Source organism: Stenotrophomonas sp. YJH_SMC_69 (assembly GCF_059370495.1).
On sequence record NZ_JCAFTS010000005.1, the window covers coordinates 65974 to 86851 of the forward strand.

16 protein-coding genes are annotated in these 20878 nt (G+C 67.1%); 6 read left to right on the forward strand and 10 right to left on the reverse strand.

Annotated features, from left to right (window positions below; translation table 11 throughout):
* Window positions 1-9: 9 nt before the first annotated feature.
* Together AC5P8F_RS10300 and AC5P8F_RS10305 are read right to left on the reverse strand one after the other, a co-directional pair.
* The gene (locus AC5P8F_RS10300; RefSeq protein ID WP_014646975.1) at window positions 10-309 is read right to left on the reverse strand and encodes a DUF2388 domain-containing protein; all 300 of its coding nucleotides are present in this window, start codon (window positions 307-309) and stop codon (window positions 10-12) included.
* Window positions 310-371: 62 nt separating this feature from the next.
* Window positions 372-1760, reverse strand: a complete 1389-nt coding sequence (locus AC5P8F_RS10305) for an FAD-binding oxidoreductase (RefSeq protein WP_329768625.1) — start codon at window positions 1758-1760, stop codon at window positions 372-374.
* A gap of 168 nt (window positions 1761-1928) precedes the next feature.
* On the opposite strand from AC5P8F_RS10305, the gene serA reads away from it, so the two are divergent.
* Window positions 1929-3170, forward strand: coding sequence for a phosphoglycerate dehydrogenase (gene serA / locus AC5P8F_RS10310; protein ID WP_005416356.1), 1242 nt, complete (start codon window positions 1929-1931; stop codon window positions 3168-3170).
* A gap of 125 nt (window positions 3171-3295) precedes the next feature.
* On the opposite strand, the gene AC5P8F_RS10315 is transcribed toward serA, so the two are convergent.
* The gene (locus AC5P8F_RS10315; RefSeq protein WP_053495366.1) at window positions 3296-3688 is read right to left on the reverse strand and encodes a hypothetical protein; all 393 of its coding nucleotides are present in this window, start codon (window positions 3686-3688) and stop codon (window positions 3296-3298) included.
* Window positions 3688-4302: an NUDIX hydrolase gene (locus AC5P8F_RS10320; RefSeq protein WP_197606707.1), complete on the reverse strand. Its 615-nt coding sequence runs from the start codon at window positions 4300-4302 to the stop codon at window positions 3688-3690. The genes AC5P8F_RS10315 and AC5P8F_RS10320 overlap by 1 nt, the downstream gene beginning before the upstream one ends.
* A 131-nt stretch (window positions 4303-4433) precedes the next feature.
* On the opposite strand from AC5P8F_RS10320, the gene AC5P8F_RS10325 reads away from it, so the two are divergent.
* The 5 genes from AC5P8F_RS10325 (at window position 4434) to mtnC (ending at window position 9966) form a co-directional block, all read left to right on the forward strand.
* Window positions 4434-5909 carry an amino acid permease gene (locus AC5P8F_RS10325; RefSeq protein WP_014646972.1) on the forward strand — a complete coding sequence of 492 codons (1476 nt, stop codon included), beginning with the start codon at window positions 4434-4436 and terminating at the stop codon, window positions 5907-5909.
* Window positions 5910-5990: 81 nt separating this feature from the next.
* Window positions 5991-7418 carry an amino acid permease gene (locus AC5P8F_RS10330; protein ID WP_046429981.1) on the forward strand — a complete coding sequence of 476 codons (1428 nt, stop codon included), beginning with the start codon at window positions 5991-5993 and terminating at the stop codon, window positions 7416-7418.
* 557 nt (window positions 7419-7975) lie between these two features.
* Entirely contained in the window at window positions 7976-8617 is a 642-nt protein-coding gene (locus AC5P8F_RS10335; protein WP_495228054.1) for a methylthioribulose 1-phosphate dehydratase, read from the forward strand.
* Between the two features lie 92 nt (window positions 8618-8709).
* Complete coding sequence (locus AC5P8F_RS10340) at window positions 8710-9267, forward strand: 1,2-dihydroxy-3-keto-5-methylthiopentene dioxygenase (RefSeq protein ID WP_005409451.1); 558 nt, start codon at window positions 8710-8712, stop codon at window positions 9265-9267.
* 3 nt (window positions 9268-9270) lie between these two features.
* Window positions 9271-9966, forward strand: a complete 696-nt coding sequence (gene mtnC, locus AC5P8F_RS10345; RefSeq protein ID WP_014646969.1) for an acireductone synthase — start codon at window positions 9271-9273, stop codon at window positions 9964-9966.
* A gap of 86 nt (window positions 9967-10052) precedes the next feature.
* On the opposite strand, the gene AC5P8F_RS10350 is transcribed toward mtnC, so the two are convergent.
* The 6 genes from AC5P8F_RS10350 to AC5P8F_RS10375 form a co-directional block, all read right to left on the reverse strand.
* Entirely contained in the window at window positions 10053-12671 is a 2619-nt protein-coding gene (locus AC5P8F_RS10350) for a beta-mannosidase (protein ID WP_495228055.1), read from the reverse strand.
* Window positions 12672-12748: 77 nt separating this feature from the next.
* The gene (locus tag AC5P8F_RS10355) at window positions 12749-13975 is read right to left on the reverse strand and encodes an AGE family epimerase/isomerase (RefSeq protein WP_329768647.1); all 1227 of its coding nucleotides are present in this window, start codon (window positions 13973-13975) and stop codon (window positions 12749-12751) included.
* Window positions 13972-14967, reverse strand: a complete 996-nt coding sequence (locus AC5P8F_RS10360; protein WP_046430385.1) for a carbohydrate kinase family protein — start codon at window positions 14965-14967, stop codon at window positions 13972-13974. Before AC5P8F_RS10360 ends, AC5P8F_RS10355 begins: the two co-directional genes overlap by 4 nt.
* Window positions 14968-14974: 7 nt before the next feature.
* Entirely contained in the window at window positions 14975-16288 is a 1314-nt protein-coding gene (fucP, locus tag AC5P8F_RS10365; protein WP_032957977.1) for an L-fucose:H+ symporter permease, read from the reverse strand.
* 60 nt (window positions 16289-16348) lie between these two features.
* Window positions 16349-17398, reverse strand: coding sequence for a LacI family DNA-binding transcriptional regulator (locus AC5P8F_RS10370; protein ID WP_014646964.1), 1050 nt, complete (start codon window positions 17396-17398; stop codon window positions 16349-16351).
* Window positions 17399-17494: 96 nt separating this feature from the next.
* Window positions 17495-19960, reverse strand: coding sequence for a GH92 family glycosyl hydrolase (locus AC5P8F_RS10375; RefSeq protein WP_329858202.1), 2466 nt, complete (start codon window positions 19958-19960; stop codon window positions 17495-17497).
* Window positions 19961-20878 lie beyond the last annotated feature (918 nt).

Here is a 20878-nt window from a genome sequence, read left to right on the forward strand (position 1 = left end):
CAGCCCGCATCAACGCGCCAGCAGCGCGCGGGCCAGTTCCAGGTCGCTCTGTTGCTGTGCGGCAGCGCTCTGCTCGCGCAGGTGGACCAGCGCGGCCTGCAGGCGGGCGCCACGGATCTGGCCGTCGCTGGCGACGAACGCAGCGGCATCGTCGCGCGCGGCTCGCACCACCTTGTCGTCGCCCGAGCTGCTGCCCGAGGAACCGGAGGAGGCACCGGTCGCCGAACCGGCCGAGGTGCCAGCGAAGCTGGAAGCGAAGCCGGCCAGCGGCAGGGACAGCAGGGCGAGCAGCAGAAGCGGACGGGTCATCGGTTCGAAGCCGGTTGTGAAGGTGCGTGGAGCGTAACGGGTACGTGAAGGATTTGCCCGGCTCAGGCGTCGAACAGCTTGCCGGGATTCAGCCGCGCTTGGGGATCGAACGCGCGTTTGACCGCCTTCATGAGCGCGATCTCGGCGGGGCCGCGGGTGCTGTCCAGGTAGCCCTTCTTGACCAGTCCGATGCCGTGCTCGGCCGAGATGCTGCCATCGAAGCGGGCCAGCACCTGCGCCAGCAGCTTGGTCACGTGCTCGCACTGCGCCACGAAGTCGGCGTCGCTGGTGTCGTCCGGCTTGAGCACGTTGATGTGCAGGTTGCCATCGCCGATATGGCCGAACCAGACCACGTCAAAGTGCGGGTAGGCCTGCCCGATCAGTGCCTGGGTCTCGGCCAGAAACGCCGGCATCGCCGAGATCCGCACCGAGACGTCATTCTTGTAAGGCTTGTAGCGCGCCAGCGATTCGGTGATGCCTTCGCGCAGGCGCCACAGCTGGGCGGCCTGGGCATCGCTGGCGCTGATCACACCGTCGCTGACCCAGCCGTTGCCCATGCAGTCCTCGAAGGCCGCCATCGCCGCGGCTTCCTGTGCCTCGTCGTTGGCCGCGAACTCGGTGACGACGTAGTACGGATGCACCTCGCCGAACGGTGCCTGCGCGCCATGCGCCAGCACGTGCTCCAGCGCCCGGTCGGTGAAGAACTCGAAGGCCTGCAGCTGCAGGCGCGCGCGGAACGCGGCGAACACCTGCATCAGCACCTCGAAGCTGGGTACTGCCAGCAGCATCACGTTGCTGGCCGGCGGCGGATCGGTGAGTTTCACTGTCGCCTCGACGATCACGCCCAGCGTGCCTTCCGAACCGATCAGCAGCTGGCGGAAGTCATAGCCGCTGGAGTTCTTGATCAGGCCCTTGTTGAGCTCCAGCAGTTCGCCGCTGGCGGTAACCACCTTCAGCCCGGCGATCCACTCGCGGGTGTTGCCGTAGCGGATCACGCGGATGCCGCCGGCATTGGTGGCGATGTTGCCGCCGATCGTGCACGACCCGCGCGCGGCGAAGTCCACCGGGTAGATCAGGCCGTGGTCCAGCGCGGCGTTGTGCACGGCCTCCAGCGGCATGCCGGCCTGCACCACCAGGGTGCGATCGACCGCGTCGTAGGCCAGCGCCTTGTTCATCCGCTCCAGGCTCAGCACCAGCTCGCCATTGGCCGCCACCGCGCCACCGGAAAGGCCGGTACGGCCGCCGGACGGCACCACGGGCACGCCCTCGCCCGCACTCCAGCGCATCACCGCCTGTACCTCTTGCACCGTGGCCGGCAGTGCGATCGCCAGCGGCGTCGGCGTCCAGCGCCGGGTCCAGTCACGCCCGTAATGCTCCAGGTCGGCCGGGTCGGTCTTCAGCTTCAGGCCGGGACAGGCCTGCTGCAGCGAGGCAATGCGGGAATCGGTCATGACGGTCCAGCGCGGTGCGTGAAGAACGGGCAAGCGTGCCAGCGGCGCGCGCCAGCGTCCAGCCCGCAGCCGTACAGATAGCTACGGATGCAACCAATTGCGCACTGCACCATGGGCGTTGCGATCTGGCATAGTGGTCAGCCCCTGTCCCACTGGCCGTGTTGCCCCATGTCGCCGAAGAAGACCTCGTTCCCCAAGCAGGATATCCGCGTGCTGTTGCTGGAGGGGGTCAGCCAGACCGCCGTGGAGGTGTTCAGCGCCGCCGGCTACAGCCAGATCGAGGCGCACACCAAGGCACTGCCCGAGGACGAACTGAAGGCGCGCATCGCCGAGGCGCACATCGTCGGCATCCGTTCGCGCACCCAGCTCAGCGCCGAGGTGCTGGCCGAGGCCAAGCGCCTGATCGCGGTGGGCTGCTTCTGCATCGGCACCAACCAGGTCGACCTGGACGCGGCCGAGCTGGCCGGCATCCCGGTGTTCAACGCGCCCTACTCCAATACCCGCAGCGTGGCCGAGCTGGTGATCGCCGAGGCGATCATGCTGACCCGTGGCATTCCGCAGAAGAACGCCGAATGCCATCGCGGCGGCTGGTCGAAGTCGGCCAGCGGCAGCCATGAGGTGCGTGGCAAGACCCTGGGCATCATCGGCTATGGCCACATCGGCACCCAGGTCGGCGTGCTGGCCGAATCGCTGGGCATGCAGGTGATCTTCCACGACGTGGAAACCAAGCTGGCGCTGGGCAATGCCCGTGCCGCGGCGAGCCTGGACGATCTGCTGGCCCGCGCCGACATCGTCACCCTGCACGTGCCGGAGACCCCGGCCACGCAGTGGATGATCGGCAGCACCGAGCTGGCGAAGATGCGCAAGGGCGCGCACCTGATCAATGCCGCGCGCGGCACCGTGGTCGACATCGATGCACTGGACGCGGCCCTGGCCAGCGGCCACGTCGGTGGTGCCGCGCTGGACGTGTTCCCGGTCGAACCGAAGGGCAATGGCGATATCTTCGAATCGCCGCTGACCCGCCACGACAACGTGATCCTGACCCCGCACGTGGGCGGCAGCACGCTGGAAGCGCAGGACAACATCGGCGTGGAGGTGGCGGCCAAGCTGGTGCGCTACAGCGACAACGGCAGCACCCTGTCGGCGGTCAATTTCCCGGAAGTGACCCTGCCCGAACACGAAGACAGCCTGCGCCTGCTGCACATCCACCAGAACGTGCCGGGCGTGCTGTCCAGGGTCAACGAGATCTTCTCGCGCCACAACGTCAACATCGACGGCCAGTTCCTGCGCACCGACCCGAAGGTGGGCTACGTGGTGATTGACATCACCGCCAGCGAGGCGCAGGCCGCCGCCGTCCGCGACGAACTGGCCGCGATTCCAGGCACGCTGCGGACGCGCATCCTGTATTGAGCAAGGCGTCGCCGGGCATGCCCCGGCGGATTGCTTCCGGCGTCGCACCATCCACGCATGGCGTGGATCTACTGGCGTTTCGCGCTATCCCGCAGTAGATCCACGCCATGCGTGGATGGAACACCTCAGAACCTTACGGCGTGGAGGTTCTTGTAAAAGTCCCAATGGATCAGAACCCTGTCTTCCATCGACAGGAACAGCGTATCGACGAAATCCAGCTCCTCGGCATGAACCAGCCAGTCCTGCAGGCGGCTGCCCAGCGAAGGTACCGCCCCATCCACCTGGACAACCGTCAACGCAGCCTCGCTTGGCAAGCCAACAGCATCTGCAATGGCGCTCAACTCCTGCGCCAGCCGCTCCCGCCCCACCCCGGGGACCTCCAGGCGCGATGGCACGCGCTCCCAGTCGATGGATGTGATGACTGGCAATGCAGCCTTGATCATCGCAAGGGCAGCATCATGCTTCGCCTCGCCACAGGCATGAGCCGCAACAAACGCGGCACAGCCGTCCGAGAGCATCAACGTGCCAGCCAGCGGCGCGCCATGCGCTGCATGGATTCATCCGACGCCGGGTCGGCCGCGACCTCGGTTACCGGCCGCCAGGCCAGGTCCAGCGATTCCTCGCTGAGCACGAATGCCTCGCCACCGAGCGCCCGGATCACGAAACGCACGTCGTAGTGCCAGTGCCCCGGCACATCCTTGCGCTCGGGAATCCAGTGCTTGTCCAGATCGAAGATGGCGGGGTCTTCCAGTACCAGGCCGCTCAGACCGGACTCCTCCTCGGCTTCCTTCAGCGCCACCCGGGCCAGGTCGCGGTCACCGTCGGCGTGGCCGCCCAGCTGCAGCCAGCGCTGCAGCTTGCGATGGTGGGTGAGCAGCAGGCGCTGGCCATCGGCGCTGACCAGCCAGCAGCTGGCGGTGAAGTGGCCGGCCAGGCGCTCGCGGCGGAACGGATCTTCCGGATCATCCAGCAATGTGCCGAATTCGGCAGCCAGGGCGTCGTGGGCGGGTTCGCGGCGCGCGTAGTCCCGGAGCAGGCCGCGCAGGCGATCGTCAAGCGCGGCAAGGGTTTCGGCGGTCTGGCTCATGAATGGGGGCGGTTCGGAAAAATACTGCTCATTATCGCCGTTCATTGTTGCGATTGCGCTTGTGCGTTGGCTTCAGCTTTGGCTAAGGTACAGCGGGCCGTTCGCACGGCCTTCACCATCAAGGCAGCCGGCAACGTATCGGCCGCCCACCCCATCCGATCACTAGGAAGTACTGCATGCTGAAAGCTCTGTTGAGGGTCAAGCCGGTCGAGCCGGCCGGGCACGTCGATGCCGGCGAACCCATCGAAGGCAGCCTGGACGGCGAAGCCACGTTGAAACGGACCCTCACGGCTAAACACCTCATCCTGCTGGGCGTGGGTGCGGTGATCGGCGCAGGCATCTTCGTGCTGACCGGCCAGGCCGCAGCCAACCACGCGGGCCCGGCGGTGATGCTGTCGTTCGTGCTGGCCGGTTTCGCCTGTGCGCTGGCAGGCCTGTGCTATGCCGAGTTCGCGGCGATGATGCCGGTCTCCGGCAGTGCCTACTCCTATTCCTACGCCACCCTCGGCGAAGGCATGGCCTGGTTCATCGGCTGGTGCCTGGTGCTGGAGTACCTGTTCGCCTCGGCCTCGGTCGCGGTGGGCTGGTCGGCCTACCTGATCAGCTTCATCACCACCACGCTGCACATGCCCTTCCCGGACATGCTCAGCGCCGCGCCCATCGCCTGGACCGGCAGCGAGTTCGTCTCCTCCGGCAAGCTGTTCAACCTGCCGGCGGTGCTGATCGTGGCGGCGGTATCCGGCCTGCTGTACGTGGGCGTGACACAGTCGGCGTTCGTCAACGCGATCATCGTGGCGATCAAGGTCACCGTCATCTGCCTGTTCATCGGCATCGGCGCGGCCCACATCGACCCGGCCAACTGGCACCCGTTCATTCCGGAAAACACCGGCGTGCCGGGTGAGTTCGGCTGGAGCGGTATCTTCCGCGCCGCCACCATCGTGTTCTTCGCGTACATCGGCTTCGATGCGGTCTCCACCGCTGCTGGCGAGACCAAGGACCCGCAACGCAACATGCCGATCGGCCTGCTCGGCTCGCTGGCCGTGTGCACGATCGTCTACATCATCGTCTGTGCGGTGCTGACCGGCATGATGCCGTACCACCTGCTGGGCACCGACAAGCCGGTGGCGACCGCGCTGGAGCCCTACCCGACCCTGTCCTGGCTGAAGACGTTCGTGGAAGTCGGCGCCATCGCCGGCCTGTCCTCGGTGGTGCTGGTGATGATGATGGGCCAGACCCGCATCGCCTACACCATCTCCCGCGACGGCCTGCTGCCGAAGTTCTTCGGCAAGGTCCACGCCCGCTTCCGCACCCCGTACGTCGCCACCATCGTGGTCGGCGTGATCGCCGCCGCGCTGGCCGGCCTGGTGCCGCTGAACGTGCTGGGCGAGCTGGTCTCGATGGGCACCCTGCTGGCCTTCGCCACGGTCTGCATCGGCGTGCTGGTGCTGCGCTATTCCAAGCCGGACCTGCACCGCCCGTTCCGCGTGCCGATGGTCTGGATCATCTGCCCGCTCGGCGCGGCCACCTGCCTGTTCCTGTTCTGGCAGGCGTTCGTGGTGCATTGGCACCTGTTCGTTGGCTGGACGCTGCTCGGCCTGCTGATTTACCTGGGCTACGGCATCCGCAACAGCAAGCTCGCCAAGTCGCCCTGATCCGCCTTCGGGCCGGCCTCGCGCCGGCCCGTCCGTTTTCCCGCGCGCCGCCCATGGCGCGCTTCGACAAGACCACCACACATGTTCAAGCAACTGTGGGCCACCAAGCATCCGCATGCCGCCCATGAAGACGCCAACGGCCTGAGCCTGCGTCGCCACCTTGGCCCCTGGGGGCTGACCGCCCTGGGCATCGGCGCGGTGATCGGCGGCGGCATCTTCGTCATCACCGGCCAGGCCGCCGCCAACCACGCCGGCCCGGCGATCATGCTGTCCTTCGTGCTGGCCGCCATCTGCTGCGCCTTCTGCGCGCTGGCCTATGCCGAATTCGCCTCGATGGTGCCGGTCTCCGGCAGCGCCTACACCTACACCTACGCCACCTTCGGCGAGCTCTCGGCCTGGTTCATCGGCTGGATGCTGGTGCTCGAGTACGGCGTCTCCGCCTCGGCGGTGGCGGTCAGCTGGACCGGTTATTTCCTCAGCCTGCTCAGCCAGTTCGACATCCATCTACCGGCGGCACTGGTCAGCGCGCCACTGGACGCGCAGCTGCGCCCCACCGGCGCGATCGCCAACCTGCCCGCCGCCGCACTGGTGCTGCTGCTGACCTGGCTGTGCTACGTCGGCATCAGCAAGTCCTCGGCGATGAACATGGCGATGGTCGTGCTCAAGACCGGCCTGATCGTGCTGGTCATCGTGGTCGGCTGGAAATACGTGGACACCAGCAACTGGACCCCGTTCATTCCGGCCAATGAAGGCCCGGGCAAGTACGGCATGGAAGGCGTGCTGCGTGGCGCGGCGATGGTGTTCTTCGCCTACATCGGTTTCGAGGCGGTATCGGTGGCGGCGCAGGAATCGAAGAACCCGCAGCGTGACATGCCGATCGGCATGATGCTGTCGCTGGTGATCTGCACCGTGTTGTATATCGCAATGGCCGCAGTGATGACTGGCCTGGTGCCGTTCCAGCTGCTGGGCACCGACGAGCCGGTGGTGACTGCCGTGGCCGCGCACCCACAGCTGGGCTGGCTGCGCTGGGTGGTCGAGGTCGGTGCGCTGGTCGGCCTGTCTTCGGTGGTGCTGGTGATGATCATCGGCCAGCCGCGCATCTTCATGATCATGGGCCGCGACGGCCTGCTGCCACCGGTGTTCACCAGGATCCACCCGAAGTACCGCACCCCGCACATCAACACCGTGATCACCGGCATCGGCATCGCGCTGCTGGCGGCGCTGTTCCCGCTGGACATCCTGGGCGAGCTGACCTCGATGGGCACGCTGATCGCGTTCGCCGCAGTCTGTGCCGGCGTGCTGATCCTGCGCCGCACCCAGCCGGACCTGCCGCGCCCGTTCCGCATGCCGATGGCGTGGCTGATCTGCGGCCTGGGCGTGCTGAGCTGCCTGGCGCTGCTGTCGGCGATGACGATGCACAACTGGATGCTGATGGGGGTGTGGACGGTCGTCGGTTTCGTGATCTATTTCTGCTACGGGTTCCGGCACAGCCGCCTGCGGGGTCAGTAAGGGGTTTTTGTATTGCAGGGCCTGCGGCCCTGCACCCGCCTTTGAAGCCGGAGCGCCGGCAAGAGCTGGGCTGAGGGTTTGGCGGGGAGGGGGGAGATTGCGGGGGACGCTGCAAGTACATCCCTGTAAGCTCGGTCGCCGCATCCATGCGGCTGACGCCCCCGCAACCTCCCCCCTCCCCGCCTCCGACAGTCTCCTGGCACGTCCGGTAGATCCACGCCATGCGTGGATGAATTGCGTCTGAGAGATGAATTCTCTCCGGTCGATGAATCCCCTGTAGAGCCGAGCCATGCTCGGCTCCGAGCAAGCCCAGCGCCGCGACCCGCTTTCCGCTTTTTCTTCTTCACTCCGTGGCTGGCCGCACGCCGGAACCTGTCCGAGGCGGGGCGGGTGGGCCGTGCAGGGGCGTTGGCGCCATGTATGGCGCCATCGAGCTTACAGGGACGTACTTGCAGCGTCCCCTGCACGGCCCACCCGCCCCGCCCCGCCCATGAACCGCTCTACACGACCCGCCACGAGGGGCTCAGCCGTTGGCCGAATCCAGTAAAATCGCCGGCATGAACGCCCCCACCTTCCCGTACGACACCGCGCGCCTGAGCGAACTGGCCCAGCTGCTGATCGACAACGTCCGCGAACTGGCGCACGCCGGCTGGACCCCGGCCACCAGCAGCAATTTCTCCCACCGCCTGGATGACCGCCACGCCGCGATCACCGTGTCCGGCAAGGACAAGGGCCGGCTGATCGAGGACGACATCATGGTGGTGGACTTCGACGGCCTGGCCGTCGGTCGCCCGCTGCGCCCCTCCGCCGAGACCCTGCTGCACACCCAGCTGTACCGTCGTTTCCCGGACGTCGGCTGCGTACTGCACACCCATTCGCCGGTGCAGACGGTCGCCTCGCGCCTGTACGCGCCGCAGGGTCATATCCGCCTGGAAGGCTATGAGCTGCTGAAGGCCTTCGCCGGCAACAGCACCCATGAAATGGCCATCGACGTGCCGGTGTTCGCCAACACCCAGGACATGAACGTGCTCTCGGCGCAGGTCGACGACCTGCTCGACCGGCAGAACCTGTGGGGTTATCTGATCGACGGCCACGGCCTGTATGCCTGGGGCCGTGACATGGCCGAGGCGCGCCGCCATCTGGAAGCCTTCGAATTCCTGTTCCACTGCGAGCTCGAGCTGCGCAAGCTGCGCGGCTGAGCCTGCGCGCAGGTGCAGATGCCGATCCCGAATCTGCGCCTCGCCCCCACCCTGCTACCCTGTCTTCCCCCCGAGACGTTCAAGCTGCCGCCATGAGCCGACTGCGCATCTACGACGACACCCGCCCCGAATCGCCGCTGCTGGACACCCAGGACGGCGCGGTCATCGCTGCCGAGCTGCAGAAGATCGGCGTCACCTTCGAGCGCTGGCAGGCCACCGCGCCAGTCGCGCCGGGCGCCAGCCAGGAGGAAGTATTCGCCGCCTACCGTGCGGACATCGACCGCCTGGTCGCCGAGCGCGGCTTCAAGAGCGTGGACGTGGCCTCGATCGCCCCGGACAACCCGAACCGCGCCGAGCTGCGCAAGAAGTTCCTCGACGAGCACTTCCACAAGGAAGACGAGGTGCGCTTCTTCGTCGCAGGCTCGGGCCTGTTCACCCTGCACGTGGGTGACAAGGTCTATGAGATCGAGTGCGTGAAGGACGACCTGATCGCCGTGCCCGATGGCACCACCCACTGGTTCGACATGGGCGATGAACCGAGCTTCGTGGCGATCCGCTTCTTCACCGAGCCGGACGGCTGGGTGGGTCATTTCACCGGCACCGACATCGCGCAGAAGTTCCCCCGTTACGTACCTACCCAGGCGTCCTGATCCATGCAGCCCCGCGTCATCCTGACCGACATCGAAGGCACCACCAGCAGCATCTCGTTCGTCAAGAACGTGCTGTTCCCCTATGCCCGCAAGGCCTTGCCCGCGTTCGTCGCCGAACATGGCCAGCAGCCGGAGGTCCGCCGCTGGCTGGACGCGGTGGCTACCGAGATCGGCGGCGCCTGCCAGGACAGCCTGGTGGCCGAGACGCTGCAGGGCTGGATTGACCAGGACCGCAAGCACACCGCACTGAAGGCGCTGCAGGGCCTGATCTGGGATGAGGGCTACCGTCGCGGCGACTACACCGCGCACTTCTACCCGGAAGTGGCACCGGTGCTGAAGGGCTGGCATGCCTCCGGCCTGCCGCTGTACGTGTACTCCTCCGGCTCGGTGCCGGCGCAGAAGCTGTTCTTCGGCTTCAGCGATGCCGGTGACCTCAGCCCGCTGGTGTCGGGCTGGTTCGATACCGAGATGGGTGGCAAGCGTGAGGCCGACAGCTACCGCCGCATCGTGCAGGCCATCGGCGTGCCGGCCGGCGAGATCCTGTTCCTGTCCGATGTGGTCGAAGAACTGGATGCTGCCCGCGAAGCCGGCCTGCAGACCCGGCTGATCGACCGCCTGGATGACTACCCGATGCCGCGTACCGGCCAGTCCGCCAACGGCCACGAGCGGGTCGAGAACTTCCAGCAGATCCAGCTGTAAGCAGGAAAAAGGGGACGGAGGGGATTAAGTCGTTTGTGGCCCATGTGTGCCACAAACGACTTAATCCCCTCCGTCCCCTTTTTTGCTCAACGGTCGTTGAGGGTCTTCACCCTCAGCGCCTCGCGCAGGGTAACCAGATCCACCGGGCCGCGCACCGCGATATCGCGGGTTTCGCCCGGCAACAGGTCCAGCAGGTTGTCTTCGACCTGCACGTCCAGCGCGCCGAAGTCGATCCACGCCGCGCGCACGTACGCCGCGCTTTCCAGCCGCAGTCGATAGTGGTCGCCTTCGATGGACAAGGTGGCCTTGAGCTTCTGCCGCGGCAATACCTGGTCCTTGGCTTCGACGAATCCGACCACCTGCCGTGCGCTCACCGCCCCGTTCTGCAGCAGCTCAAACACCGCCACCGTGCGCTTCGGATCGGCACCGGCCAGCAACTCGGCATCGCGAAAATCACCGATCGAGGTGACGCCCTCCGCCGTCAACGTCACCGCGTCCTCGCGACGACGCAGCACCTTGCCGTCCATGTCGATCACCCGCAGCCGCCAACGTGCATCCAGCGCCGCACCGTCATTGATCAGGCGTACCCGCGTGCTGTCCTCATCGCGCAGCGCGGCTACCGTGACCGGCGCGAAGAAGCGCCGCGCGGCGAAGTGCAGCGCCTTCCAGCGGCCGAAGTAATCCACGCTGGACCACGAGGCGCCCGGCCAGACATCGTTGAGCTGCCAGTACAGCGAACCCATCGTGTATGGCCGGGAGGCGCGATGATGCAGCGCCGCCAGTGCAATGCCATCGGCCTGCATGACCTGGCTGAGGTAGACGAAGTCCTCGAAGTCCTTCGGCGTGCCATAGCCCTGTTCGATGTAGTGCAACAGGCGGCTGTTGCCCTCGCCGGCCATGAATTTCTGGTGCGCGCGGATCACCGGGCTGTCGATGCGCTGTTCGGCGCGGGTGGCGATCTGGTCCACCGTCGCCACCGACGGCCACGCCTGCAGCCCGTACTCGGACATGAAGCGCGGCGTCTCACGCAGGTAGGCCTGCACCGGCAGCGCCGGATTGCCCCAGGCCTGCCAGTAGTGCTTGTCGCCGCGGGTCGAATCGTTGGCCTTCTCGTCCAGATCGTTGCTGGGCGAACTGGACCAGTACGGTACGCCCAGTCCTTCCTCGCCCACCACCTGGCGCAGGTCGTTGCCGAACAGGTCGACATAGCCCTGCCAGACCTTCGCCGCAAATGCCGGGTCGGCCGCCTTCAGGTCGCGGCCGTGACCCCAGTCCTTCCAGGCGGTTTCTTCCTCGTTGTTGCCACACCACAGCACGATGCTGGGGTGATGGCGCAGCCGGCGCACGTTGTCGCGCGCCTCGGCCACCACGCTGGCACGGAAGGCCGGATCATAGCCCGGCTGCATGCCGCCGCCGAACATGAAGTCCTGCCAGACCAGCAGGCCCAGCTCATCGGCGATGTCGAAGAACGCGTCGTCCTCGTAGTAGCCACCGCCCCAGTTGCGCAGCATGTTCATGTTGGCGTCGCGCGCGGCGGTCAGCACCTGGCGCAGGCGTGCTGCGTCGACGCGGGCGGGGAAGGCATCGAACGGAATGACGTTGGCGCCCTTGGCGAAGATCGGCACGCCGTTGATGACGAAGGCGAAGCCCTGCCCGCCCTTGCCGTCCTCTTCGCGGCGCAGTTCGACCGTGCGCAGGCCGATGCGCTGCTCGCGCACCAGCGTTGCGTCGGCACCGCCATCCAGGCGCGCCTGCACGGTATAGCGATCCTGCGCACCATGGCCGACCGGCCACCACCGCTTCGGTTCCGCCAGTTCAATCGGTAGTTCAACACTGTTCTGCCCGGGCTTCAGCAGTACGGTGCGCTGCTGCTGGGCCACGCTGCGACCCTGCGGATCGAGGACTTCCACATTGACGACCGCAGAACCGGTGGCGCTGCCCTGCTCCACCTGCAGCAGCACCGCCAGCTTCGCCTGCTCCGCGCTCAATGCATCGGTGCGCACGGCAAGACTGGTCAGGCGGTGCGTATCCCAGGCCTGCAGGTCGACCCCGCGCCAGACCCCGGCGGTGACATAACGCGGGCCCCAGTCCCAGCCGAAGTGGTAGGCCGGCTTGCGCGCGAAGTTGCCGACCATCGCGTCCTTCGGCTCGTCCCCATAGGGCGAAGGATAGTTGCCAGCGATCCTGTGTGGCATCGCCTGTACGCCCGGAAGCAGCGTGCGGATCGGTGAGCGGAACACGATCTGCAGTTCATTGCCCCTGGCGCGCAGATGCCCTTCCACGCGCGCGCGCCAGGTCCGGTGCGCGTTGTCCGCGCGCAGCAGCGGCTTGCCGTTGAGGCTGACTTCGGCATAAGTGTCCAGCCCGTCGAAGCGCAGTTCGGCATGGGGCTTGGCCAGCATCGCCGCGTCCACGTCGAAGCGCGCGCGGTACTCCCAGGCCGCCAGGCCGATCCATTGCAGCTCCCCTTCGGGCGCACCCACGTACGGGTCGCGGATCAGCGCATGCGCCAGCAGGTCGGTGTGCACGCTGCCCGGCACCGTTGCCGCACGCCATTGCTGCAGGCCTGGGTGGGCGGCGCCCTGCGCGTCGCCGGGCAGCATGCGGAACTCCCACTGTGCCTGCAGAGGCGCTGCAATTGCCGGGAAGGCCGACGTTGCGACCAGCAGCAGGAGCAGACGGACAACGAGGGAAAGACGATGCACGCGGAGCTCCTGTTTTTCCGCCGGGCGTGGCCCGGCGCTACTGATTCCGATTCATCATGCGTATGGCGACACGCGCCTCAACGCACCACGTTCAACACTTCGTAGCACGCGCCCATGGTGTGGTAATCCACCTTGCCGGCCGGGCTCTTCTCGTCGCTGTACTTGCGGTTGTCGGCATCGAGGATGCGGAACCAGGCGCCGAACTGATGGTCGACGAAGTGTTCCCACGAATACGCCCAGATGCGTTCGTACCACTGCCAGTAGCGGTCATCGCCGGTGCGCTTGGCCATCAGTGCGGCGGTCGCCAGCGTTTCGGCCTGCACCCAGAAGTACTTGTCGTCGTCGCAGACGAAGCTGTCGCCACCGATCGGCGCGCCATCCATGCCCGGCTGCCGGCGCGATTCCGGTGCGAAGCCGTAGTACAGGCCACCTCGCGCTTCGTCCCAGCTGCGCGCCACGGCCACGTCGAACAGGTGCCGCGCGGTCGGCACCAGCCAGTCGGCCTGCACGTGGCGATCGAGGATCAGCAGCAGCTTGGCCCACTCGGTCTGGTGCCCCGGTTGGAAGCCCCACGGGCGGAACAGGTGCTTGGGGTCGTCCAGGTTGTAGTCCCAGTCGATCTCCCAGTTCTCATCGTAGTGTTCCCAGACCAGCCCGCCGGCCTTGGCCGCCTGGCGGCGGGTCATGTTGTCGGCCAGCTGCAGCGCGCGCTCCACATAGCGCTGCTCGCCACTGGCCTCGAACGCGGCCAGCATCGCCTCGCACATGTGCATGTTGGCGTTCTGTCCACGGTAGCCGGTGAAGTTCCACTGGCCGTCCGCTTCATCCTTGTAGAGCCCGTGCTGCGGCTCCCAGAAGCGCGCTTCCAGCAGCTGCCAGGTCTCGTCCATCCACGCGCGCGCCTGCTCGATACCTGCCTTCAGCGCGCAGCTGTAGGCCAGCAGCACGAAGGCCACGCCGTAGCAGTGGTTCATGTCGTCCTCGACCTTGCCATCACGCAGGGTCCAGGCGTAGCCGCCGGTGGCGGGGTTGCGGTGCACCTCGCGCAGGTAGCGCACGCCGTGCTCGACCGCGTCGCGGTACTCGGCATTGCCGAACTCGCGGTAGGCCATCGCGTAGTTGAAGACGAAACGGGTGCTGCTCACCAGGTGGCGATGGCTGGCATCGTAGATGCTGCCGTCATCACGGAAGTAGTGGAAAAAGCCACCATTGGGATCGATGCAGCGCGGGTGGTAGAACGCCATGGTGTCGGCGATGTGCGCGCGCAGGAACGCGGGCGAACGGAAATCGGGCGAGGTGCTCATGCGGTAATGTCCTGTGCCTGCAGCAGCTGCTGCACTTCATCGAGCGAGGGCATCGCGGCGAACGCGCCCTTGCGGGTAACAGCCAGCGCGCCGACCGCAGCGCCGAAGCGCAGCGTGGCGGTGATCGCCTCGGGGTCCTGGCAGAAGGCGGTAAAACCGGCACCGGCCCCGCCGCGCTCCAGCAGGCCGACCAGCACGCCGCCGACGAAGGCATCACCGGCCGCCGTGGTGTCGACCGTGGCCACGCGGAAGCTGGTGACCGTGCCGTGGTTGTCGCGGGTGTACCAGTGCAGCGTGGCTGCACCATCGGTGACGATCACCCAGCGCGCCCGCGCGGCCAGCAGGCGCCGCAGCACCGCCGCCTCGCCATCGGCGCCCAGCGGCGCGGCCAGGTAGTCCAGCTCCTCGCGCGACAGCTTGACCAGGTCGGCGCGTTCCAGCGCCTGCCACAGGCGCGGCGCCGGGTCCTCGTTCGCCGGCCACAGGGCAGGACGCAGGTTGAGGTCCAGGCTGACCACCGCACCAGCAGCGCGGGCACGGTCCATGCCGGCAAAGGTCGCCTCGGCGATGGCCGGCTCGGTCAGGCTGTTGGAACAGACGTGGAAGCATTGCGCGCTGTCGAGGCACGCCGCCTGGAAGTCGCTGTCACGGAACAGCAGGTCAGCCGCCGGCGGGCGGTAGAAACTGAAGCTGCGCTCGCCATTGGCATCCAGGGCCACGAAGGCCAGTGCCGTCTTGGCCGCGTCGGTGCGCACGATGTAATCGGTACCCACGCCGTGCTCGACCAGGCTGTCGGCCAGGAAGTCGCCGAACATGTCACGGCCCAGCATGCCGACGAACTGGGTCTTCGCACCCAGCCGCGCAGCCGCCACCGCGACGTTGGCCGGCGCCCCACCGGCGTACTGCAGGAACGCACGCGGGGTGTCGGCCGAGGCCGGCGGCTGTGCTAGTAGATCGATCAAAATTTCGCCGAAGCAAACGATGGCACCCATTCCGGACTCAGCCTCCCTGCGTTGCGGAGGCCGGCGTACGCGCACCGACCAGTCCGTAGAAAATGATGTAGCCGTAGCACAGCAGCGGCAGGATGAAGCTGGCCTGCACGCCGATGTGGTCGGCCAGCACGCCCTGCAGGTACGGCACCACGGCACCGCCGACGATGGCCATGATCAGCAGGCTGGACCCCTTGTTGGTCAGCGGGCCGAGGCGCTCGATGCTCAGCGCGAAGATGGTCGGGAACATGATCGAGTTGAACAGGCCGATGGCCACCACCGAGTACAGCGCGACGTTGCCGGAGCTCAGCATGGTGGTGACCAGCAGCGCCACGTTGACCAGCGCGAAGATCGCCAGCAGACGGCTGGGCGAGAAGCGCGCCAGCAGCGCCGAACCGGCGAAGCGGCCAATCATCGCCATCGTCCAGTAGGCCGACACGTAATGCGTGGCCTGCTGCTCGCTGAAGCCACCGATGTTCGGCATCGACAGGTAGTTGACCAGGAAGCTGCCAATCGACACTTCGGCGCCGACGTAGAAGAAGATGCCCAGCACGCCCAGCAGCAGGTGGCGCTTGCGCAGCGCATCCAGGTAGCTGTGGTGGTGGCCCTGGTCGGCCTGCTCGGTGGCGTCGCTCAGCGCCGGAAGGCGGAACAGGAACACGAACAGCGCCAGCAGCACCAGCGCCACGGCCAGGCCCACGTACGGACCCTGCACCGCCTGCGCCTCGGCGGCACGGTAGGCCAGCTGCTCGGCGGCCGGCAGCGCCGCGATGTCGTCAGCGCTCTTGACCGTGTTGGACAGGATCAGCATGCCGCCGAAGATCGGGGCGATGGCCGTGCCCAGCGAGTTCAGCGCCTGCGCCAGGGTCAGGCGGCTGGAGCTGGTCTGCTCCGGGCCCAGCAGCGCGACGTAGGGGTTGGCGGCCACCTGCAGCACGGTAATGCCGGTGGCCAGCACGAACAGTGCGCCGAGGAAGGCGCCATAGACGCGCAGTTCGGCCGCCGGCCAGAAGCCCAGCGCGCCGATGCCGGCGATCACCAGGCCGGCGACGATGCCCTTCTTGTAGCCCAGCGCCGCCACCAGCCGCCCCGCCGGCAGCGACATCAGGAAATAGGTGCCGAAGAAGGTGAACTGCACCAGCATCGCCTTGGCGTAGTTCAGCTCGAACACCGCCTTCAGGTGCGGGATCAGGATGTCATTGAGGCAGGTCAGGAAGCCCCACATGAAGAAGATCGTGGTGACGACAGCCAACGCCTTGCCGTTGGTGACGGCGGGTGCGTTGCCCGAGGAACCCGATGGACGGGGCGTTGCGGAGATCGGCATGCGGTACGCGCCTCGATGCGCGGAAGGTCGTTGTTGCGTGGAAGGGGTGTATGAAAGGAATCAGTTCGGTCGCGCAGCACTGCTTTCGCGGATGCGCAGCTGCACCGGCGCGACCGTGCGCCGTGGCGGCGCATCCGGTTCGTCCAGCCGTTGCAGCAGCAGCGCGGCCGCTTGCCGGCCACGCTCGCGCGGGTCGGCAGTGAGCGTGGTCAACGGTGGCACCGCCACCGCAGCCTCGGAAATGTCGTCGAAACCAGTAACGGCAAAGTCGCCACCGGGACGGATGCCACGCGAGTTCAAGCCCAGCATCAGGCCCAGCGCGACGGTGTCGTTGTAGCAGACCGCCGCACTCGGACGATGGCCATCGGCAAACAGTTCATCGGTGCGCGCTGCTGCTTCCAGGCGGTTCGGCGCCGACTCGATCATCCAACCCGGCGGCAGCGACAGCCCGGCCTCGGCCAGCGCCTGCTGGAAACCGGCGCGGCGCTGGTGGCAGGAACTGGATGCGGCGTGGCCGCCGAAGAAGGCGATCTGGCGATGGCCGCGCTCGATCAGGTGGCGCGTGGCCAGATAGGCGCCGTGCTGGTTGTCCAGGGTCAGGAAGTCCCAGTCAGCCCCGGCCAGTTCGCGGTTGAACAGCAGCACGTTGGCATTGGCGCCCAGCGCCTGCCGCAACTGCGCGGTGTCGCTGCCCTCGGCCGGCGACAGGATCAGGCCGGCCGGGGTGTGCTCCATCAGCGTGGACAGCACGGCCTGCTGGCGCTCTGGCGATTCCCCGGTGCTGCCCAGCAACGTCACGTAACCGCGCCCGCCCAGCGCCTCGTCCACGCCTGACGCGAATTCGGCGAAGAACGGGTTGGACAGGTCGTTGATCACCAGCGCGATGCTCGACGAGGTGCGCCGGCGCAGGTTGGCCGCCGCGCGGTTGTAGACATAGCGCTGGCGGCGCAGCTCGGCCTCGACCTTGGCGCGGGTATCGACATTGACCAGCGGGCTGCCGCGCAGCACCAGCGACACGGTTGCCCGTGACACGCCGATCGCACGCGCGATGTCGGTCACCGTCACCGCCTTACCGGCGCGCTTGCTGGGACTGCTGCCGTTGTCGTTCATCGTCTTCCCGGACTCCGCTGGAAGCTCAAGCCTAATGGATCAGGGCCGTGTCGTGCCGTGCCGTTCGCTGGGTCACCGCGAACGGCACAGTCCGGCTCAGCGCAGCTGGCTGCCCGGTGCCGCGCACCAGGATACCGGCAGATCCTTCACCGCCGTGCCCCAGCCCTGCTCCGGCACCTTCGCATCCAGCGCAAAGCGCACGCGCGGGCCCTGCTGCAGGCGGTTCCAGTCCAGCCACACCGGTGCATGCGCCTGGCCATCGACCTGCACGCCCTGCACATACTGCAGGCGGCGGCCATCGGCGCCCGGCGCGTCGATGCGCAGGGTGCGGCCATTGCCCATGTCCACTTCCACCTTGCTGAAGCGCGGGGTGTGCAGCAGGAACTGGCCGCTGCCCGGCACCGCCGGGTACACGCCGATGGCACTGAACAGGTACCAGGCCGACATCGTGCCGAGGTCATCGTTGCCGGTCACACCGTTGGGGGCATTGGTGAACAGCTGCTGCGCCGCACGCACCACGGCCGCGGTCTTCCACGGCTGGCCGATCAGCGTGTACAGCCACGGCGAGTGCAGGTCCGGCTCGTTGTTCGGGTTGTAGCGGAACTGGTTGTAGTAGCTGTACGGCCCGACCACCCACGCCTTGCGGGCGGCATTGAGCGGATCGGCCTGCAGCGCGTCCATCGCGAAGAACGCATCGAGGCGGCGGCCCGCCTGCTCGCGGCCGTCCATCGCTTCGACCAGGCCCGGCACGTCCTGCTGCGCCAGCCACTGGTACTGCCACGCCGTGCCCTCGTGGAAACCGTGGTGCGAACGCGGGCTGTAATGGCCGTCGGACGGGGTGTACCACTGGCCGTCCTCGGTACGCGGGCGCGGGAACCCGGTGAAGCCGGTCTCGGCGTCGCGCACCTGCGGGTCCCACACCTTGCGCCAGTTGCGGCCGCGCTCGCGCAGCGTCGCCGCATCCTGGGCATGGCCCAGGCCGTCGGCCATCTGCGAGAGCGCGCAGTCGGCCAGCGCGTACTCCAGCGTGGCCGAACCACCGTGGTGCGGATCGACGTCCATGCCCTTGGACGGGAACGCGCGGTCATAGGCCACGTAGCCCTTGTCCAGGTAGGTCGGGTTGCCGGAGCGGCCGGCCATGCGCGAGTTCAGCGGCGGCGTGCCGAAGGCATTGCGGCGCAGCGCATCCCACGCCTGCGATTCACGGCCCTTGAGTGCACCGAACCGCCACAGGTCGACCATGAACGGGGTGACCGGATCGCCGGTCATGATGTTGGTTTCGAAGTTGGCATAGCCCCAGCGCGGCAGCCAACCGCCCTGCTCATCGATCGCCAGCAGGGTGCGGCCGATGTCGCGCGCCACGTCCGGGCGGGTCAGTGCCAGCCACTGGTTCTGCGCGCGGTAGGTATCCCACAGCGAGAAGTACTCGTAATAGGTCCAGCCATCGGCACGGTGGATGCCATCGTCATAGCCGCGGTAGCGGCCATCGGCATCGTTGCCGGTCATCGGCTGCAGCAGCGCGTGGTAGACCGCGCTGTAGAACACGGTGCGGTCATCGGCGGTGCCGCCCTGCACGCGTACACGGCCCAGCTGCTCACGCCAGGCCTGCTGCGACAGCGCGCGCATGCGGTCGAAACCGAGCAGCGACCCACCCTGCATGCCCTCGGCACGCAGGTTGGTGCGCGCGCCTTCGGCATCCACGTGCGAGATCGCGCTGACCGCCGTCACCGACTGGCCCTTGGCCAGGTCGAAGCTGAGCCAGGCACCGTTCGGCTTCTGCTCGCCTTCCATGCTGTGGCGCGCGCCCGGCAGGCCGCCGCCCTCACCCCAGGTGCCATGCGCCTTGAACGGACGGTCGAACTCGATGCGGAACCAGGTGGTGTACTGATGGCCGCCGCAGAAACTCTTGGTAACCAGCTTGCCCTCGACCACGCGGTCGCCGACCACATCGACCACGCTGCCGATCACCGAATGGCGCTCGTTGGCCTGGCCGACATTGACCAGCACGTGGCCATCGCCACTGCGCTGGCTGAAGGTGTAGCGCTCGGCCGCGGCACGGGTACGCGCGGTCGCCTCGGCATCGATGCCGCCGTAGCTGGTCAGCCGCACCTTGTAGTAGCCGGCCTGGCCGACCTCGCCATCGTGGGTGTAGGACGCAGCGTAGGCCTTGTGGTCGAACTGCCTGGCGTTGCCGGTATCGAAATCGCCGCCCGGACCGATCGAGCCTGTGACCGGCAGCACCGACACCTGGCCGCCCTGTTCCCAGCAGCCGGCACCGGAGATGAAGGAGTGGCCGAAGCCACGGATCTTCTCGTCGTCATAGCGCCAACCCGAATAGTGGCTGCCGATCGGGCTGACCTGGATCAGGCCGAACGGTGCCGACGCACCCGGGAACGTGTTGCCGTCGTCCTTGCTGCCGATGAAGGTGTTGACCTCACGCTCCAGCGCTGCCGGCGCGGCCTGCAGCAGCATCGGCGCCGCCGACAGCGCAAGCAGGCAGGCCAGGCGCACCAGCGGGCGCGAGGATGATGGGACGGCGGGAGCGGACGGCACTGGACGCATGTCGGGTTCCTGTAGTCGATGACGCAGAGACAGACGGCCCGGGCCTTCCGGCACCGTTCCGCTGAGCTCTGCCTGGACCGGCAGAAGGCTCCCCCTGGAATGACGCCCGACCCACGTGACCGTGGATTTAGATCGATTCAAGTAGAGCATGCAGGTTCAGCCGAATGCATTCTGCGGCGCAGCATGAGGGGGTATTCGGCAGGGCTGCGCCCTGCACCCGCGCGTACTGCCGGCTGCTGGCCGGCAACCTCAGAAGCAACAGCCGAAGCAACAGCAAAAGCCGGCGCGTGGAATGGCGGGGTGGGTCCGGTTGCGGGGGACGCCGTAAACCCATCCCTGGGGGCTTGGCCGCGGCATCCACGCCGCGGACACCCCCGCAACCGGACCCACCCCGCCTTCGACAGATTTCCGCGATCTGTGGATGGATCCACGCCATGCGTGGATGAATCTCTGTCAGATATCGAAATCAATCCGGGGTCAGATCCGTTTTCCAACGGGAAACGGATCTGACCCCATGACCCCATGTCGCTCCAGGATCAATCCAACCGTCACCGGGAAACTGTCAATGGCGCCATCGAGCCCCCATGGAAGGGTTTACGGCGTGTCCTGCCAGTCCACACCGCACCGCCAAACCCAGACAACCCAGAGCCGCTTTGGCTTTGGCTCTTGCCGGCCAGCGGCCGGCACTACCCGCAGGTGCAGGGCGCAGCCCTGCCGCCCCCCTCCCTGCGCACGAAAACGATTTCACTGATTTCAGCAAACCGTCATCCCTACGCCACGCCAGTACCATATTGCGGAGCAGCATGCGCCCAAGGGCGACCCATGCTAAAAATCGCCCGCCCATCGCTTAGATCGATCCAAGACGACGCTGCGATGGCCGGGAGTTGGGGGAGCAGCAACAGGACGTACACCAGGCCA

Excerpts from the sequence above, each read along its gene's own strand:
- mtnC (WP_014646969.1), top strand. The coding sequence starts at position 9,271 with ATGCAGCCCCGCGTCATCCTGACCGACATCGAAGGCACCACCAGCAGC.
- AC5P8F_RS10375 (WP_329858202.1), bottom strand. The coding sequence starts at position 19,960 with ATGCGTCCAGTGCCGTCCGCTCCCGCCGTCCCATCATCCTCGCGCCCG.
- AC5P8F_RS10300 (WP_014646975.1), bottom strand. The coding sequence starts at position 309 with ATGACCCGTCCGCTTCTGCTGCTCGCCCTGCTGTCCCTGCCGCTGGCC.
- AC5P8F_RS10370 (WP_014646964.1), bottom strand. The coding sequence starts at position 17,398 with ATGAACGACAACGGCAGCAGTCCCAGCAAGCGCGCCGGTAAGGCGGTG.
- AC5P8F_RS10335 (WP_495228054.1), top strand. The coding sequence starts at position 7,976 with ATGAACGCCCCCACCTTCCCGTACGACACCGCGCGCCTGAGCGAACTG.
- AC5P8F_RS10360 (WP_046430385.1), bottom strand. The coding sequence starts at position 14,967 with ATGGGTGCCATCGTTTGCTTCGGCGAAATTTTGATCGATCTACTAGCA.
- AC5P8F_RS10320 (WP_197606707.1), bottom strand. The coding sequence starts at position 4,302 with ATGAACGGCGATAATGAGCAGTATTTTTCCGAACCGCCCCCATTCATG.
- AC5P8F_RS10355 (WP_329768647.1), bottom strand. The coding sequence starts at position 13,975 with ATGAGCACCTCGCCCGATTTCCGTTCGCCCGCGTTCCTGCGCGCGCAC.
- AC5P8F_RS10330 (WP_046429981.1), top strand. The coding sequence starts at position 5,991 with ATGTTCAAGCAACTGTGGGCCACCAAGCATCCGCATGCCGCCCATGAA.
- AC5P8F_RS10305 (WP_329768625.1), bottom strand. The coding sequence starts at position 1,760 with ATGACCGATTCCCGCATTGCCTCGCTGCAGCAGGCCTGTCCCGGCCTG.
- serA (WP_005416356.1), top strand. The coding sequence starts at position 1,929 with ATGTCGCCGAAGAAGACCTCGTTCCCCAAGCAGGATATCCGCGTGCTG.
- AC5P8F_RS10325 (WP_014646972.1), top strand. The coding sequence starts at position 4,434 with ATGCTGAAAGCTCTGTTGAGGGTCAAGCCGGTCGAGCCGGCCGGGCAC.
- AC5P8F_RS10315 (WP_053495366.1), bottom strand. The coding sequence starts at position 3,688 with ATGCTCTCGGACGGCTGTGCCGCGTTTGTTGCGGCTCATGCCTGTGGC.
- AC5P8F_RS10340 (WP_005409451.1), top strand. The coding sequence starts at position 8,710 with ATGAGCCGACTGCGCATCTACGACGACACCCGCCCCGAATCGCCGCTG.
- fucP (WP_032957977.1), bottom strand. The coding sequence starts at position 16,288 with ATGCCGATCTCCGCAACGCCCCGTCCATCGGGTTCCTCGGGCAACGCA.